Raw genomic sequence first — 13,312 nt, 5'->3', positions numbered from 1 at the left:
CACCCGGCCCCGTCAGCCGCAGAACACCTCGTCGATGACCTCGTTCATGCCATCGAACGTCCCCCCGGCCACCGGCGCGATCGTCGCGGACAGCTCCAGGCGGGTCTTGGTGTCCCGGGTGCTGACCGCGACGGTGAGGTAGCCGGGGACGCCGCCGAGGTGCCCCCACACCGTCTTGCCGCAGGACAGCGAAGTCTCCCCGAGGCCAAGGCCGTAGCCGCCGGTGAACGGCAGCGGCTTGGTCATCTCGGCGAGCTGGGCCGGGGCCAGCAGCTCGCCGTCGAGCAGCGCGTCGAGGAAGGTGTCGAGGTCGTCGGTCGTGGACACCATGCCCCCGGCGGCCCCGAACAGCGACGGGCTGGACTCGGAGATGTCCACCGGCTGCCCGTTGATCAGGGCGTACCCGTGCGCGTGCGGCTTCGGCAGCGTCAGGTCGCGGTCGCGGTCGGGGACGCTGGTGTCCCGCAGGCGCAGCGGGCGCAGGATCCGGTCCTCGACGGCCTGCTCGTAGGACTGCCCGGTGACCTTCTCGATCAGCATCCCGGCGACGACGTAGTTGGTGTTGGAGTACCCCCACGCGGTGCCCGGCGCGAAGTCCAGCGGCTCCCGCACGGACATCGCGACCAGCTCTTCCGGCTCGAAGTGCCGCTGCCGGACCGACTCGAACCCCGCCGGGTCCTGCGGCAGCGCCCGGTCGTAGCTGTAGAGCCCGCTGGTGTGCTGCAACAGCATCCGCACCGTGATCCGCTCACCGTCGGGAAGCAGCCCCGGAAGGTAGTCGGCAACCGGCGCGTCCAGCCCGACCCGCCCCTCCCCCACCAGTCGCAGCACCACGGTCGAGACGAACACCTTGGTGACACTGCCGATCCGGAACCGTCCCCGCGTCGACACCGGCTTCTGCCCACCCCACTCGGCGACTCCCGCCCGTGCGGTGAACCGGTCCCACCCGTGGACGACCCGCGCCTGCACCCCCGCCGCCCCCGTCCGGGCGAGCGCGTCCAGCCCCGCCTGCACCACCTGCCGGTCGATCCGGTGGCCAAGCCCCGGCTGGTCGACCACCGGCGACGCCCCCGCACTCGCCGTCCCGGCCCCCGCCAGCGCCAGCGTGGCCACCACGCCGACAACCCCGAGTCTGCTCCCCTTGCCCATCTTGATTCCCCTCGTCGCGAACCCCAGTGGCCGCCCGAGTCTCGCGTCCGCGCCGCTCCGCTCGCCTCCTCCCCCGGTATCAGCCGAGATCCATCCCAAAGTGGGACGGCCGGTGGGATAGCGTCGCGACCATGCAGCGGGACCGTTCCACGATCGCCACCAACCGGCGGGCGCGGCACGACTACGCGGTGCTGGACACCGTGGAGGCAGGCGTCGTGCTGGTGGGAACCGAGGTCAAAAGCCTGCGCCTGGGCCGGGCGTCCCTGGTCGACTCCTTCGCCACCATTGATGACGGCGAGGTCTGGCTGCGCGGCCTGCACATCGCCGAGTACGCCCTGGGCACCTGGACCAACCACACCCCAAGACGCGTCCGCAAACTGCTCCTCCACCGCCGGGAGATCGACAAACTCGACATCCGGGTCCGCGAGAGCGGCCTGTCCCTGGTCCCGTTGTCGATGTACTTCGTCGAGGGCAGAGTCAAGGTCGAACTAGGCCTGGTACGCGGCAAGAAGACCTGGGACAAACGCCAGTCCCTCGCCACCCGAGACGCCCAACGCGAGATCGAACGAGCCTTCTCCCGCCACATCAAGGGCCAGCGCCGCACCCGATGACTGGCCCCACCCCCACCCCCCATGGCACCATCCCCCGGTGCGCCTCCCCCGGCCATTCACCGCCCTCCTGAGCTTGGTCGACAAGTTCGAGGAACGCGGCGTCTACGTCCCCGGCGAGGACAACGGCGCCCTCTCCCCCTGGCGAGACTTCGGCTGGCTCATAGCCGCCTGGCTGGTAGCGATCGGCGTCTTCATCCTCTTCTTCGCACTAGCGGCCTGACCGACCCCACCCCACCCAGGCAAGGACCCACCCGCCTTCCTGCCGACCGCACCCATCGAGCAACCCCAGCCGAACCACCGAGCAGGCCCGGGAACACTCGTGCAATTCCACAGATGCAACCAGCGCCGAGTGGCCCCCATCACCACCAGCGCACCGCTGATCACGGCTCGGCCACAGTGCGACACCAGCTCCGACTCGACGCCCGGTTGGAGGCCGCGTCTAAGCCGTCCGGCCGTCACTGTGGAGGCGTACCCACACGTGACGAAGAGAGGTAACCGCCCGTGAAGACCGTCGGACTGGCGGCCGCGACCAGCGCGCTCGTGGTGGTCCTCACCACCTCCGCGTGCGGCGGCGGACCCGCGACGGCCCAGGCGGGCGCCTCCACGACCACCGGTGAGAAGATCGCCAGGTCCGCCGGTCCGCTCTCCCGCGCCACTGACCGCACCGACTTGGGCAACGGCATCAGCATCGTCATCTCGGCCCCCAAGTCCTTCGTTCCCACCGCCTCGGCGTCTCCTGTCGTCCCGCGGGGGGTCGGCTTCGATATGACCCTGGAGAACAACGGCACCACCCCGTACCGGCCCACGCTGCTGTCCCTGTCGGCGAGCGCGAACGGGACGAGCATCCAGCAGGTCGTGGACTCCACCCAGGGCTACAGCGGCGTCCTCGGCCAGGACGAGATCCTGCCTGGGCGCAGCGCCCGGTTCTCGGTGGCGTTCGCGGTTCCCGCGGAGAAGGCGGCCGTGCGGGTCGACGCGCAGCCGGACCCGGGGCACGGCGCCACTGTGACCGTGTTCGACGGGGTGGCGTGAGGGGCCGCTAGCGTCAGCGGCATGAGTGAGCAGAAGCGCCTGTCCGCTGGCGATCAGGCCCCCGACTTCACCCTGCCCGACAGCGAGGGCAATCCGGTGTCGCTGGCCGACTTCCGCGGCAAGTCCGTGGTCGTGTACTTCTACCCTGCCGCGGCGACTCCGGGTTGCACGAAGCAGGCGTGCGACTTCCGGGACAACCTCGCCGAACTGAACGACTCGGGTTTCGCCGTGCTCGGCGTCTCCCCGGACAAGCCCGCGAAGCTGGCGAAGTTCGTCGCCGACGAGGGCCTGACGTTCCCGCTGCTGTCCGACGCCGACCGCGCGGTGATGACCGAGTGGGGCGCGTACGGCCAGAAGCAGCTTTACGGCAAGACCGTGACGGGTGTGATCCGGTCCACGTTCGTGATCGACCCGGAGGGCACGGTGACGCACGCGCTCTACAACGTCCGGGCCACCGGGCACGTCGCCAAGCTGCGCAAAGACCTCAAGATCTGACTGTTTCCGCCAGTCGGCCCCGGCGGGGCAACCGATGGGGCGGATGCGCCGTAACGGCGCGTTGAGCGGAGAAGTTGACCCACGATCGGGTCAACTTTCCCCGCCGGGTGGGCGTGTTTTCCGACATGCGCCACCACCGGTCCGGGGCTTCGCTGGCATTGCTGATCCTGTTCGCCGTCGCGGCCACCGGCTGCGCGAGCCCGCCGCGAACCGTCGCGCTGCCCGCGACGCCTGCCCTGGAGTCGATCGTGGAGTCACCCACCACCTCGCCCACTCCGGAACCGGAGCCGTCCCAGCCACCCACCCCGCCGCCGACCCGGGCGCCGGGCAAGCCGCCGAAGACCGCCAGGCCGGACGCGCTCACCGCGGCCGTCCGCGCCGTGCAAGGCTCGGCGACCGTGGGCGCGCTGGTGATCGACCGGGAGAGCGGCGGCGAGGTGCTGGCCGTCCAGCCGGACCGCGGGTTCCGGTCGGCGTCGCTGGTGAAGCTGCTCATGGCGATCGACGCGCTCGGTCGCGGGGCGGACACGCGCACCCGGGAGCGGATCGAGGTCATGCTCCGGTTGTCCGACGACGACGTCGCCGACGCCCTGTGGGTCCAGGGCGGCGGCGCGGCGCTGGTCACCCGGACCGCGCGGGCGATCGGCCTTACCGGCGCCCGCCCGCCCGCGATCCCGGGCCGCTGGGGCGACGTCCTGCTCACCCCGCGCGACATCGGCCGGATCTACCTGCACGTGCTGAACCGGCTGCCCGCGGCGGACCGCGACCTGATCGTGGCCGCGCTCGCCGCCGCCCCACGCCAGGCAGCCGACGGTTTCGACCAGCACTTCGGCATCCCGGACGGCGTCACCGCGCAGTGGGCGGTCAAACAGGGCTGGTCGAACAGCAAGAGCGACATCGTCTTGCACAGCACCGGATTGGTCGGGCCGCGGTGGCGATACGTGGTGGTGCTGCTGACCGAGCACCCCTTGTCGGTGCGCTGGAAGACCGCCGCGCACTCGGTAACCGCGGGCGCGGAAACCCTGAATCGCCTGTTTACCTGATCTTTGCACGCATCGCCGAACTCTCCCGGCTGATCTTGCGTTGATGCCGGTATGCGCAGTCGACCGGCTCGGCTCGCGGCGACGGGGGCGGTCGCGATCACCGTGTCGTTCGTCTTGGTGGCCTCATCGGCCGCCGCCCCACCCGCGGCGAGCGCCAGTTCACCGGCGGCCCCACTGGCCCGCCCAGCGGCGCCGCCCCCGCTCGCCGCGGTCAGCGTCGACCCCGCCGCCGTCGCGGCGGCCGTCACCGCGGCGGTGCGCGGGGTGTCGAAACGCGCCGACGTCGGCCTGATCGTGTGGGACCGCGCCCTGGCCGCGCCCCTGGTGTCCGTGGAAGCCGACCGACGGTTCCGGTCCGCGTCCCTGGTCAAGCTGCTCATCGCGATCCAAGCCGCCCCCGACCCCACCCGCCGCGCCCGCGTCGAGCGAATGCTGCGCGACAGCAACGACGACGACGCCAGCATCCTCTGGGGCCTGCACGGCGGCGACGCCCTACCGGCCGCGGCCGCCGCCACCCTCGGCCGGACCGGCCCCACCGCCCCCGACATCCCCGGCCGGTGGGGCAACACCCCGCTCACCCCGGACGACGTCCTGGCCGCCTGCCAGCACCTGCTGACCACCCTGCCCACCCTGGTCGACCCCATGCGCGCCGCCCCCCGCCGCGCCGCGGACGGTTTCGACCAGCACTTCGGCATCCCGTCGGCCTTCCCGGCCCCCTGGGCGGTGAAACAGTCCTGGGGCAGCGCCGCCGACCACGTCGCCGTCCACTCCACCGGCACCCTCGGCGCGGGCGACCGCTACATCGTGGTGCTGATGACCAACCACCCCCCAGGCACCCCGTTCCGATCAGCCACGGCGGCCGTCACCGCGGGCGCCCAAGCCCTCGCGAGCACCCTCACCCTGACCTGACCACGTTGTTCAGCACCGCCCAGGACCGGGAACAGCCCCGCGTGCGCGGGGAGGACGGCGGGGTGCCTGCTACTCCGCAGCCTCCCCAGGGAACAGCCCCGCGTGCGCGGGGAGGACGCCGCGATCCGCGCCCACTCGGTGTCGGTGAGTTGGAACAGCCCCGCGTGCGCGGGGAGGACCCCCGCCGCTGGCTGATTCTCTCCCCAGCACGAGGAACAGCCCCGCGTGCGCGGGGAGGACCATCGCGGTGTAGTGCAACAGGATCGCGATGCCGGAACAGCCCCGCGTGCGCGGGGAGGACACTTGTCGACCTGCGGGTTTAGGAATCGGAACAATGTTTTACATTCACTTTTGGTCGAGCCTAGAGCCTGTGGACCACTCGGGCGACGCCCGTGCCGGAATCGAGCCCGGTGCGTCCCCGCGCCGTGGCAGCCTCCGCCAGAACCCACCCCTAACCAGGGAAAACCGACTTTGGCTCACGGCGGGACGCGGGTCAGTCCTCGACCCATTCGAGCAGGTCGCCGGGCTGGCAGCCGAGGACTCGGCACATGGCTTCGAGGGTGCTGAACCGGACGGCCTTGGCGCGGCCGTTCTTGAGGACCGCCACGTTCGCCGGGGTGAGGCCGACGCGTTCGGCGAACTCGCCGACGCTCATCTTGCGTTTGGCCAGTTCGACGTCGATGCGCACGACGATCGGCATCAGATCACCGCTTCCATGTCGGTCCGCAGCGTGGTGGCCTGCCGCAGCAGGGCACGCATGACGACCATCAAGAGCCCCAGCACGGTCAGTCCCACCGACAGCAGGAACAGCAGCATCGGCACGCCGGGGTCGTCCGCGTTGACCGTGACGTAGGCCGACACGCCCACGAGCACCACCCACGCCGCGCCGATGGCCCAGACAATCCCGTCCACCCACCGCATCGACGCCTGGCTGAAGATGCGGTCGTTCTTGACCAGGGTGAGCAACTGCCAGGTGCACACGACGACCACTTGGACGCACAGCACCCAGAACACCGCCACCGCCGTCATCGGCCACCGCAGGTACGCCTGGTCCGGGGATTCGTGGGCCATGTGCGCGAACTGCCCGGGCAGCGACAAGGTCTGGAACACGACCAGGATCCCGAACAGCACCACCAAGAAGACTCTGAGCAGGGCAACAGCCCGACGCGTAGTGATCATACATCGAGTATCGCTAGCTACCTATCGAAAGTCAATCGACAGTTATCGCTCCGCGATCTAGGTGCGGCAGCAGCATCCGCAGCGCCCGAGCCCGGTGGGACAGCGCGTCCTTCTCCTCGGGGGCGAGTTCGGCCGAGGTCCGGTCGTGCCCGTCGGGAACGAAGATCGGGTCGTACCCGAAGCCGTTGCCCCCACGCGGCTCCCGAACCAGCCTGCCCCGCCACTCGGCGCGCAGGACGGTCTCGCCGCCGTCCGGCACGACATACGCCACCGTGCACACGAAGGCCGCGCCGCGCCGGTCGTCGGGAACGTCGGTGAGCTGCCCCAGGACCAGGTCCAGGTTGGCCTGGTCGTCGCCGTGGCGCCCCGCCCAGCGGGCGGAGAGGACGCCCGGCATCCCGTTGAGCGCGTCGACAGCCAGGCCGGAGTCGTCGGCGATGGACGGCAGGCCGGTCTCCCGGGCGGCGTCCCGCGCCTTGGCGAGGGCGTTCTCCTCGAACGTCGCCCCGGTCTCGGGGGCGTCGGGGAACTCCGGGACGTCGGCCAGGCCGACGATCTCGACCCCGGAGACGTTCGCCGCGGCCAGGATGCGGCGCAGCTCGGTGAGCTTCTTGGCGTTGCGGGTGGCGAGCAGGACGCGGGTCACTTGGCCGCCTTCGGCTCGGGAAGCTCCTTGGGGTACGGCAGGGCCAGCGCCTCGGCCTGCACGCGGTTGAGCTCGGCGCACCCGGCCAGGGCCATGTCCAGCATCCGGTCCAGAGTGGACCGGGCGAAGGTGGCGCCCTCGCCGGTGCCCTGGACCTCGATCAGCGTGCCCGCGTCGGTGGCGACCACGTTCATGTCGACCTCGGCGCGGACGTCTTCCTCGTACGGCAGGTCCAGCCGGACCCGGCCGCCGACGACGCCGACGCTGACCGCGGACACCGCGCACGACAGCGGCTGCGGGTCGGCCAGGCGGCCAGCGGCGGCGAGCCAGGTGACCGCGTCGGCCAGCGCCACGTAGGCCCCGGTGATGGCCGCGGTGCGGGTGCCGCCGTCGGCCTGGATGACGTCGCAGTCGAGGTGGATGGTGTTCTCGCCGAGGGCGGCCAGGTCGATGCACGCGCGCAGCGACCGGCCGATGAGCCTGCTGATCTCGTGCGTGCGGCCGCCGATGCGGCCCTTCACCGACTCGCGGTCGCCGCGGGTGTTGGTGGCCGAGGGCAGCATGGCGTACTCGGCGGTCACCCAGCCCAGCCCCGAGCCCTTGCGCCACCGGGGAACGCCCTCGGTCACGCTGGCCGCGCACAGCACCCGGGTGCCGCCGAACTCCACCATCACCGAGCCCGCGGGCCACAGCTGGTAGCCGCGGGTGATCTTGATGTCCCTGAGCTGGTCGTCGTTCCTGCCATCGCTTCTCACCACGACGGCCAGCCTAGATGTCGACCTCAGATCTCGTAGCGAGCGCCCTGCTCCACGCGGATCGTCTCCCCGCTGAACGCGGCCTCCGCCTCGGCCATGACGGCGTCGGCGTCGGTCCACGGCGGGATGTGGGTGACCAGCAGCCGCCGCGCGCCCGCGCTCTCGGCGAGCTCGCCCGCCTCGCGGCCGGACAGGTGCAGGTCGGGGATGACCGCTGCGCCGTGCGTCCAGGACGCCTCGGCCATCACCACGTCGGCGCCCTCGGCGAGCGCGGTGACCCCGGCGCTGACGCCCGTGTCACCGGTGTAGACGAAGGTGCGGCCAGCGTGGGTGATGCGGAAGCTGAACGACTCGCACGGGTGCGCGGCGGACGCGGCGACGACCTCGAACGGGCCGATGTGGAACTTCCCCACGGCGAGCGCGTGGTAGTCGTACACATCGGACAGGTCGGTGATCCGCCGGTCGGCCTCGTCGGTGGCGTAGGCGTTGATGAACCGCTGCGGCGCCTCGTGCGGGGCGTAGACCGGCAGCTTGTGCACCCGGGGGTCGCGCGGCGGCCGCGGGTGGTAGCGCCGGTACACGCTCAGCCCGGCGAAGTCCGCGCAGTGGTCGGCGTGCAGGTGCGAGAACAGCAGGGCGTCCAGCTCGAACGGGTCGCGGATCGCCTGCAGCGCGGCGAAGGTGCCGTTGCCGAGTTCGATGCCGAGCAGGAAGCCCTCGGCCTCCAGCAGATAGCCGGACGCGGGGGCGTTGGGTCCGGGGACACTCCCGGAGCAGCCGAGGACGGTCAGCAACACGGGGACAGACTGTCACAGCCGAGCCCGGAGCACGATCACCGATCTGCCGACGACGTCACGCTCGCCAGCTCAGGGCCGAGGAACCGGCGGGCGAGCCGGTGGAACGGCTCGGCCGCCCCGGTGGCGACGAACTCGTGCTTGGGCTCGGCTTCGGACTCGGCGAGCAAGCCGTTCTCGGTGAGCACCCGGAAGACGTCCTTGGCGCACTCTTCCGCGCTGGACACCAGGGTGGTCTCCGGCCCCATGACGACCTGCAGAACCCCTGTGAGCAGCGGATAGTGCGTGCAGCCGAGCACGACGGTGTCGACGTCGGCCTGTTGCAGCGGCTCAAGGTAGGTCTGCGCGAGACCCAGGATCTGCCGCCCTGAGGTGACCCCGCGCTCGACGAAATCGACGAACCTCGGGCACGCCGAACCGGTCACCGTGACCCCCGGCGCGGCGGCGAACGCGTCCTCATAGGCCCGCGACCGAATCGTTCCCGTGGTTCCGATCACGCCGACCCGCCCTGTCCGCGTTGCGGACACCGCACGCCGTACGGCAGGCACCACGACCTCCACGACGGGGATGTCGTACCGCTCCCGCGCGTCGCGCAGGCAGGCAGCCGACGCGGTGTTGCAGGCGATCACGAGCATCTTGACCCCACCGGCGACAAGATCGTCGGCGATGCCCAGCGCGTGCGCCCGGACCTCGGCGATCGGCAGCGGGCCGTACGGGCTGTTGCGGGTGTCGCCGACGTAGCGCAGCCGCTCGCGCGGAAGCTGGTCGAGGATCGACCGGGCGACGGTCAGCCCGCCGACCCCGGAGTCGAAGATCCCGATCGGGGCGTCAGGGTTCACGCGGCGAACCCGCCGGGCGCGGGTTTGGCCACCCGTTTGTCGCTCAGCGCCACCAGCCAGGCCGCGAGGACCCCGCCGAGCGCCCCGAACAGGTGCCCCTGCCAGGAGATGCGCGGGTCGCCCGGCAGCACGCTGAACAGCATCGTGCCCCAGTACAGCAGCAGCACGGCTGCGACGCCGAGTTGCCGCAGGCTGCGGTTGAACACGCCCCGGACCAGCAGGAACAGCAGCCAGCCGAAGCACAGCCCGGACGCGCCGACGGTCACCGCGCCACCGGAGCCGGTCAGCCAGACCCCGACCCCGCTCACCACCCAGATGGTCGCGGTGACGGCCGCCCACTGCCCGATCCCGTTGGCCATGGCCAGAAACGCGAACACCAGCAGCGGCACGGTGTTGGACACCAGGTGCCCCCACCCGTCGTGCAGCAGCGGCGCCCACAGAATCCCGTCGAGCCCGGCCACCGCACGCGGCAAGATCCCGTTCTGGTCCAGGCTGGCGGGCACGACGACGTCGACTAGCTCGACCAGGTACAGCAGCACGGCGAACACGCCGACCACCACCGCGGCCTGCCCCGGATTCGGCGGCAAGACCCGGCCACCACCGGGTTTGACGGGCGAGATGCTCACAGTGTCGAGGTTACGTGGGTTCGGCGGGCAGGGGGATCGGGCGAAACCCGGAGATCCCCCTTACTCGGCCAGGTCACCCGGCGCGGGGCAGGTCGTCGCCGAGGGCGACGTCGACCGCCAGTTGGGCGTGGAGGCGGGTGGTGGGAAAGACGGGGACGGGGCTGTCGGGCTGGGTGATGAGCAGTTCGATCTCGGTGCAGCCGAGGATGACGCCTTCCGCGCCGCGGTCGACCAGGCGGGCTATCACCTCGCGGTAGGACTGGCGGGAGGGTTCGCGGGTGACGCCGAGGACCAGTTCGTCGTAGATGACGCGGTGGACCAGGGCGCGGTCGTCGGGGTCGGGGACGAGGACGTCGAGGCCGTGCGCGGCGAGGCGGCCGGTGTAGAAGTCCTGCTCCATGGTGAACGCCGTGCCCAGCAGGCCGACGCGGGTCAGGCCCGCGCGTCGGACGGCGGTGGCGGTGGTGTCGGCCAGGTGCAGCAGGGGGACGCCGAGGTCGTCGGCGACCTTGTGCATGGTGTTGGTGCACAGCACGATCACCTCCGCGCCCGCGCGCACCAGAGCCTGGGCGGCGGCGCGCAGCACGGCGGCTGCCTCGTCCCACCGGCCGTCGGACTGCATCCGCTCGATCTCGGCGAAGTCGACCGAGTACAGCACGCAGTGCGCCGAGTGCGGCCCGCCCAGCCGCTCGCGGACGCGCTCGTTGACCACCCGGTAGTACTCGATGGACGATTCCCAGCTCATGCCGCCGAGCAGCCCGATCACCTTCACGCCGCGATCGTGCCGCAGCGGATGCGCCATGGTCATCCCTATTACATGATCGGCCCATGGACGTGGCGGTGCGCGTGGAAGCGGTGCTCGGCGAGGGGCCGACCTGGGACGTGCTTACCGGCACGCTGGTCTGGGTCGACATTCTCTCCTCAGAAGCACACCGCTACGACCCGGTGACCGGTAAGGACGAGGTCTTGGCGCTACCGCAGCACGTAGGCGCCGTGAAACCGCGGGCGGGCGGCGGGCTGGTGGCCAATCTGCGCGACGGTGTGGCGCTGCTGGAGCGGGACGGGTCACGGCGCTGGCTGGTCTACTGGGGCCGCGACGGCTACCGGGGCAACGACGCGGGCATCGACCCAGCCGGACGCCTCTGGGCGGGCACGACGGCGTACGGGACGGGCTCGGCGGCGGGCTGGCTGGCGTGTGTTGAACCGTCCGGCGCGGCCCGCGTCGCGCTTGACGACGTCCAGGTAAGCAACGGCATCGGCTGGAGCCCGGACGGCACGCGCCTCTACTTCATCGACTCCCCCACCAACCGCGTCGACGTCTTCGACTACGACGTGGCTACCGGCGACGCGGTAAACCGACGTCCTCTCTGCGCGGTAGCGGGGCCAGGCTCCCCCGACGGCCTCTGCGTGGACGCCGACGGCTGTGTCTGGGTCGCTCTATGGGACGGCAGCGCTATCCGCCGCTACACCCCCACCGGCGACCTGGACCGCGAGATCCAGGCGCCGGTGTCCCGCCCGACCGCGTGCTGCTTCGGCGGCCCCGACCTGACCGACCTCTACGTCACCACGGCCCGCCGGGGTCTTACCGAGGCCCAGCTATCCGAGCAGCCGTTAGCGGGTTCGGTTCTGGTCTTCCCCGGCGCGGGCACCGGCCATCCCACTACCGCGTTCGCGGGGTGATCACGCCTTCCTGAACAGGCTGTCAAGTGAGAACGGAAGCACGCAGCACCACGTCCACCCGGTAGTTCAGCTCCCGCACCGACGGCATGTCCCGATACCGCCGTCCGGCGATCCGCAACTGCCGCAGGGTCTCGGATATCCGGTCCGAACGCACAAGACCCAACGAGTCCAGTGCCTCATTCCCCAGGGCAACGGCGCGTTCAGGGTCGTCTCTGGCCATGGTGCAGTGGGCAAGGTTGGCCATGGCCAGGGTCTTACCCCGAGATCGCTTCTGTGGATAGCGTTCGATCGCGGCGCTGAGGCGTGCCTGCGCCCGGATGTGGTCGCCGCCGTTCACCGCGAGGTGCGACAGCGCCCGCCCGAGGTCGCGTTCCAGGTGAGCGGCCGTGTAATAGGAGATCCATTCCGGCTCGTCCCCGTTTCCAGCGGCGAAGTGGTCCTCGGCTTGCTGGACGGCAGCCAGACAGTCGGACTCGCGGCGCTTGCCGCTGAGGCCAAGCGCTCGGGCATGGCGGGTATGCATCACCGCTCGGGTGACGGGGGTCAGGCGGTCAGCCCGCACCAACGCCATCTCCGCCATGCTGAGAGCGTCGTCGGACCGCCCCTGGTGCACCGCCAGGTTGGCCAGGCCGGAGAGCCCCTTGGCGCGCATCGCCCAGTCGCCCGCCTCGGTGGCACAGCCGACCGCGAAACGAAAACAGCGCTCGGCCTGCGCGGCGGCACCCGCGTCGAAGCACATGCCCCCCGCGACGTCGGCGAGTTCGGCGACCGCCGAGAAAAGCTCGCACCGCACCGCGTCCAGGGAGAATCGGCCGTCAAGCAGGTCCGCCGAGGTGGAGAGCTGGGCGACCACGGCCTCGGACGACAGACCACCCACGAACCCGTTGTCCTGCTGAGCGAACGTGCGGGCGAGGGAGCGCACTTGGTCGACCTCCGCTTGACCGACGCGCCCTTGGGCGCTCCTGGCCGCGAAGTCGTTCAAGGGATCACTGAAAGCGAGGCCTGCGACCGAACCCGCCAAGACGCGCAGGAAGGCTTTGCGTTCCACGTCATCCCCTCCATCCACATGCCGAGGACCGCGCTCCACGGTAGCGGCCCTGGAACGGGTGCTGAAGAAGCCGAGTTCGGCGTCGGACTGGCGACGCAGCGCCAGGCGCAGCGCAGCGCGGTACTGCCGATTGGGCCACCGGTGCACTCCCCGTTCCAACTTGCCGATGTAGTCGGCATCCATCGCCCCCGGTTTGCCAGTCGCCTGCTCAACCCGGGTGTTGGCGGACTCGGCGAGCTGCCCCTGAGTCATCCCGACGGCTTCGCGGGCCGTCCGCAACAGACGATTGGGCTCCGGTGACACAGCTTCCCTCCGTGCAGGTTCAGTTTCGGAGAGTAGCGCTTGATGTGGATGTATCCGACCGTTGAGTGCCAATTCTCCGCACAAACCTCCGGGTTGACCCCTGACTCGCTGCCGTGACAAGCGACGTCTTGATCCACGCCTTGGCCTCTGTTCCGGCAATGGGCCGCCAGGACCAGGCTCGATCCCAAGACCATGAAGCCAAA

17 protein-coding genes and 1 CRISPR repeat array are annotated in these 13,312 nt (G+C 70.8%); of the genes, 7 read left to right on the top strand and 10 right to left on the bottom strand.

Annotated elements, in window-relative coordinates:
• Nucleotides 1-12 precede the first annotated feature (12 nt).
• Entirely contained in the window at nucleotides 13-1,149 is a 1,137-nt protein-coding gene (locus BLS56_RS25865; RefSeq protein ID WP_091455961.1) for a serine hydrolase domain-containing protein, read from the bottom strand.
• Nucleotides 1,150-1,280: 131 nt separating this feature from the next.
• Between BLS56_RS25865 and smpB the strand changes: the two genes are divergently transcribed.
• From smpB to BLS56_RS25835, 6 genes are all read left to right on the top strand, one after another.
• A complete protein-coding gene (gene smpB, locus BLS56_RS25860) occupies nucleotides 1,281-1,760 on the top strand; it encodes an SsrA-binding protein SmpB (protein WP_091455958.1) in 480 nt (159 codons plus the stop codon).
• A 37-nt stretch (nucleotides 1,761-1,797) separates the two neighbouring features.
• A complete protein-coding gene (locus BLS56_RS25855; protein ID WP_091455955.1) occupies nucleotides 1,798-1,980 on the top strand; it encodes a hypothetical protein in 183 nt (60 codons plus the stop codon).
• A gap of 281 nt (nucleotides 1,981-2,261) precedes the next feature.
• Nucleotides 2,262-2,792: a hypothetical protein gene (locus BLS56_RS25850; RefSeq protein WP_091455954.1), complete on the top strand. Its 531-nt coding sequence runs from the start codon at nucleotides 2,262-2,264 to the stop codon at nucleotides 2,790-2,792.
• A 21-nt stretch (nucleotides 2,793-2,813) separates the two neighbouring features.
• Nucleotides 2,814-3,287, top strand: coding sequence for a thioredoxin-dependent thiol peroxidase (gene bcp, locus BLS56_RS25845; protein WP_091455951.1), 474 nt, complete (start codon nucleotides 2,814-2,816; stop codon nucleotides 3,285-3,287).
• A 74-nt stretch (nucleotides 3,288-3,361) separates the two neighbouring features.
• A complete protein-coding gene (locus BLS56_RS25840) occupies nucleotides 3,362-4,330 on the top strand; it encodes a serine hydrolase (RefSeq protein WP_139191001.1) in 969 nt (322 codons plus the stop codon).
• A 51-nt stretch (nucleotides 4,331-4,381) separates the two neighbouring features.
• A complete protein-coding gene (locus BLS56_RS25835; RefSeq protein WP_091455947.1) occupies nucleotides 4,382-5,239 on the top strand; it encodes a hypothetical protein in 858 nt (285 codons plus the stop codon).
• A 28-nt stretch (nucleotides 5,240-5,267) separates the two neighbouring features.
• Nucleotides 5,268-5,540: direct repeats of the CRISPR family, unit length 28 nt; unit sequence GGAACAGCCCCGCGTGCGCGGGGAGGAC.
• A gap of 192 nt (nucleotides 5,541-5,732) precedes the next feature.
• Here the strand turns inward: BLS56_RS25835 and BLS56_RS25830 are convergent.
• The 8 genes from BLS56_RS25830 to BLS56_RS25795 form a co-directional block, all read right to left on the bottom strand.
• Complete coding sequence (locus BLS56_RS25830) at nucleotides 5,733-5,939, bottom strand: helix-turn-helix domain-containing protein (RefSeq protein WP_088985077.1); 207 nt, start codon at nucleotides 5,937-5,939, stop codon at nucleotides 5,733-5,735.
• Entirely contained in the window at nucleotides 5,939-6,418 is a 480-nt protein-coding gene (locus tag BLS56_RS25825; RefSeq protein WP_091455944.1) for a DUF2975 domain-containing protein, read from the bottom strand. The genes BLS56_RS25830 and BLS56_RS25825 overlap by 1 nt, the downstream gene beginning before the upstream one ends.
• A 31-nt stretch (nucleotides 6,419-6,449) precedes the next feature.
• A complete protein-coding gene (rdgB, locus tag BLS56_RS25820; RefSeq protein ID WP_091455942.1) occupies nucleotides 6,450-7,064 on the bottom strand; it encodes an RdgB/HAM1 family non-canonical purine NTP pyrophosphatase in 615 nt (204 codons plus the stop codon).
• Nucleotides 7,061-7,822, bottom strand: a complete 762-nt coding sequence (gene rph, locus BLS56_RS25815) for a ribonuclease PH (RefSeq protein WP_091455940.1) — start codon at nucleotides 7,820-7,822, stop codon at nucleotides 7,061-7,063. The genes rdgB and rph overlap by 4 nt, the downstream gene beginning before the upstream one ends.
• 23 nt (nucleotides 7,823-7,845) lie before the next feature.
• Nucleotides 7,846-8,616, bottom strand: coding sequence for an MBL fold metallo-hydrolase (locus BLS56_RS25810; protein ID WP_091455938.1), 771 nt, complete (start codon nucleotides 8,614-8,616; stop codon nucleotides 7,846-7,848).
• A 35-nt stretch (nucleotides 8,617-8,651) separates the two neighbouring features.
• Nucleotides 8,652-9,452, bottom strand: a complete 801-nt coding sequence (gene murI, locus BLS56_RS25805) for a glutamate racemase (protein WP_091455935.1) — start codon at nucleotides 9,450-9,452, stop codon at nucleotides 8,652-8,654.
• Nucleotides 9,449-10,078 carry a rhomboid family intramembrane serine protease gene (locus BLS56_RS25800; protein WP_091455933.1) on the bottom strand — a complete coding sequence of 210 codons (630 nt, stop codon included), beginning with the start codon at nucleotides 10,076-10,078 and terminating at the stop codon, nucleotides 9,449-9,451. Before BLS56_RS25800 ends, murI begins: the two co-directional genes overlap by 4 nt.
• Nucleotides 10,079-10,151: 73 nt before the next feature.
• Nucleotides 10,152-10,850: an aspartate/glutamate racemase family protein gene (locus tag BLS56_RS25795; protein WP_091456063.1), complete on the bottom strand. Its 699-nt coding sequence runs from the start codon at nucleotides 10,848-10,850 to the stop codon at nucleotides 10,152-10,154.
• A gap of 56 nt (nucleotides 10,851-10,906) precedes the next feature.
• Between BLS56_RS25795 and BLS56_RS25790 the strand changes: the two genes are divergently transcribed.
• The gene (locus BLS56_RS25790) at nucleotides 10,907-11,758 is read left to right on the top strand and encodes an SMP-30/gluconolactonase/LRE family protein (protein ID WP_091455931.1); all 852 of its coding nucleotides are present in this window, start codon (nucleotides 10,907-10,909) and stop codon (nucleotides 11,756-11,758) included.
• Between the two features lie 22 nt (nucleotides 11,759-11,780).
• On the opposite strand, the gene BLS56_RS25785 is transcribed toward BLS56_RS25790, so the two are convergent.
• A complete protein-coding gene (locus BLS56_RS25785; RefSeq protein WP_091455928.1) occupies nucleotides 11,781-13,058 on the bottom strand; it encodes a hypothetical protein in 1,278 nt (425 codons plus the stop codon).
• Nucleotides 13,059-13,312 lie beyond the last annotated feature (254 nt).

It is taken from the genome of Actinokineospora iranica (assembly GCF_900101685.1).
GTDB lineage: Bacteria > Actinomycetota > Actinomycetes > Mycobacteriales > Pseudonocardiaceae > Actinokineospora > Actinokineospora iranica.
The sequence above is the reverse complement of the archived record's forward strand: the minus strand, read 5'-3'. Positions and strand labels throughout refer to the sequence as shown.

Excerpts from the sequence above, each read along its gene's own strand:
- BLS56_RS25865 (WP_091455961.1), bottom strand. The coding sequence starts at position 1,149 with ATGGGCAAGGGGAGCAGACTCGGGGTTGTCGGCGTGGTGGCCACGCTG.
- smpB (WP_091455958.1), top strand. The coding sequence starts at position 1,281 with ATGCAGCGGGACCGTTCCACGATCGCCACCAACCGGCGGGCGCGGCAC.
- bcp (WP_091455951.1), top strand. The coding sequence starts at position 2,814 with ATGAGTGAGCAGAAGCGCCTGTCCGCTGGCGATCAGGCCCCCGACTTC.
- BLS56_RS25835 (WP_091455947.1), top strand. The coding sequence starts at position 4,382 with ATGCGCAGTCGACCGGCTCGGCTCGCGGCGACGGGGGCGGTCGCGATC.
- BLS56_RS25830 (WP_088985077.1), bottom strand. The coding sequence starts at position 5,939 with ATGCCGATCGTCGTGCGCATCGACGTCGAACTGGCCAAACGCAAGATG.
- BLS56_RS25825 (WP_091455944.1), bottom strand. The coding sequence starts at position 6,418 with ATGATCACTACGCGTCGGGCTGTTGCCCTGCTCAGAGTCTTCTTGGTG.
- BLS56_RS25790 (WP_091455931.1), top strand. The coding sequence starts at position 10,907 with ATGGACGTGGCGGTGCGCGTGGAAGCGGTGCTCGGCGAGGGGCCGACC.
- BLS56_RS25785 (WP_091455928.1), bottom strand. The coding sequence starts at position 13,058 with ATGACTCAGGGGCAGCTCGCCGAGTCCGCCAACACCCGGGTTGAGCAG.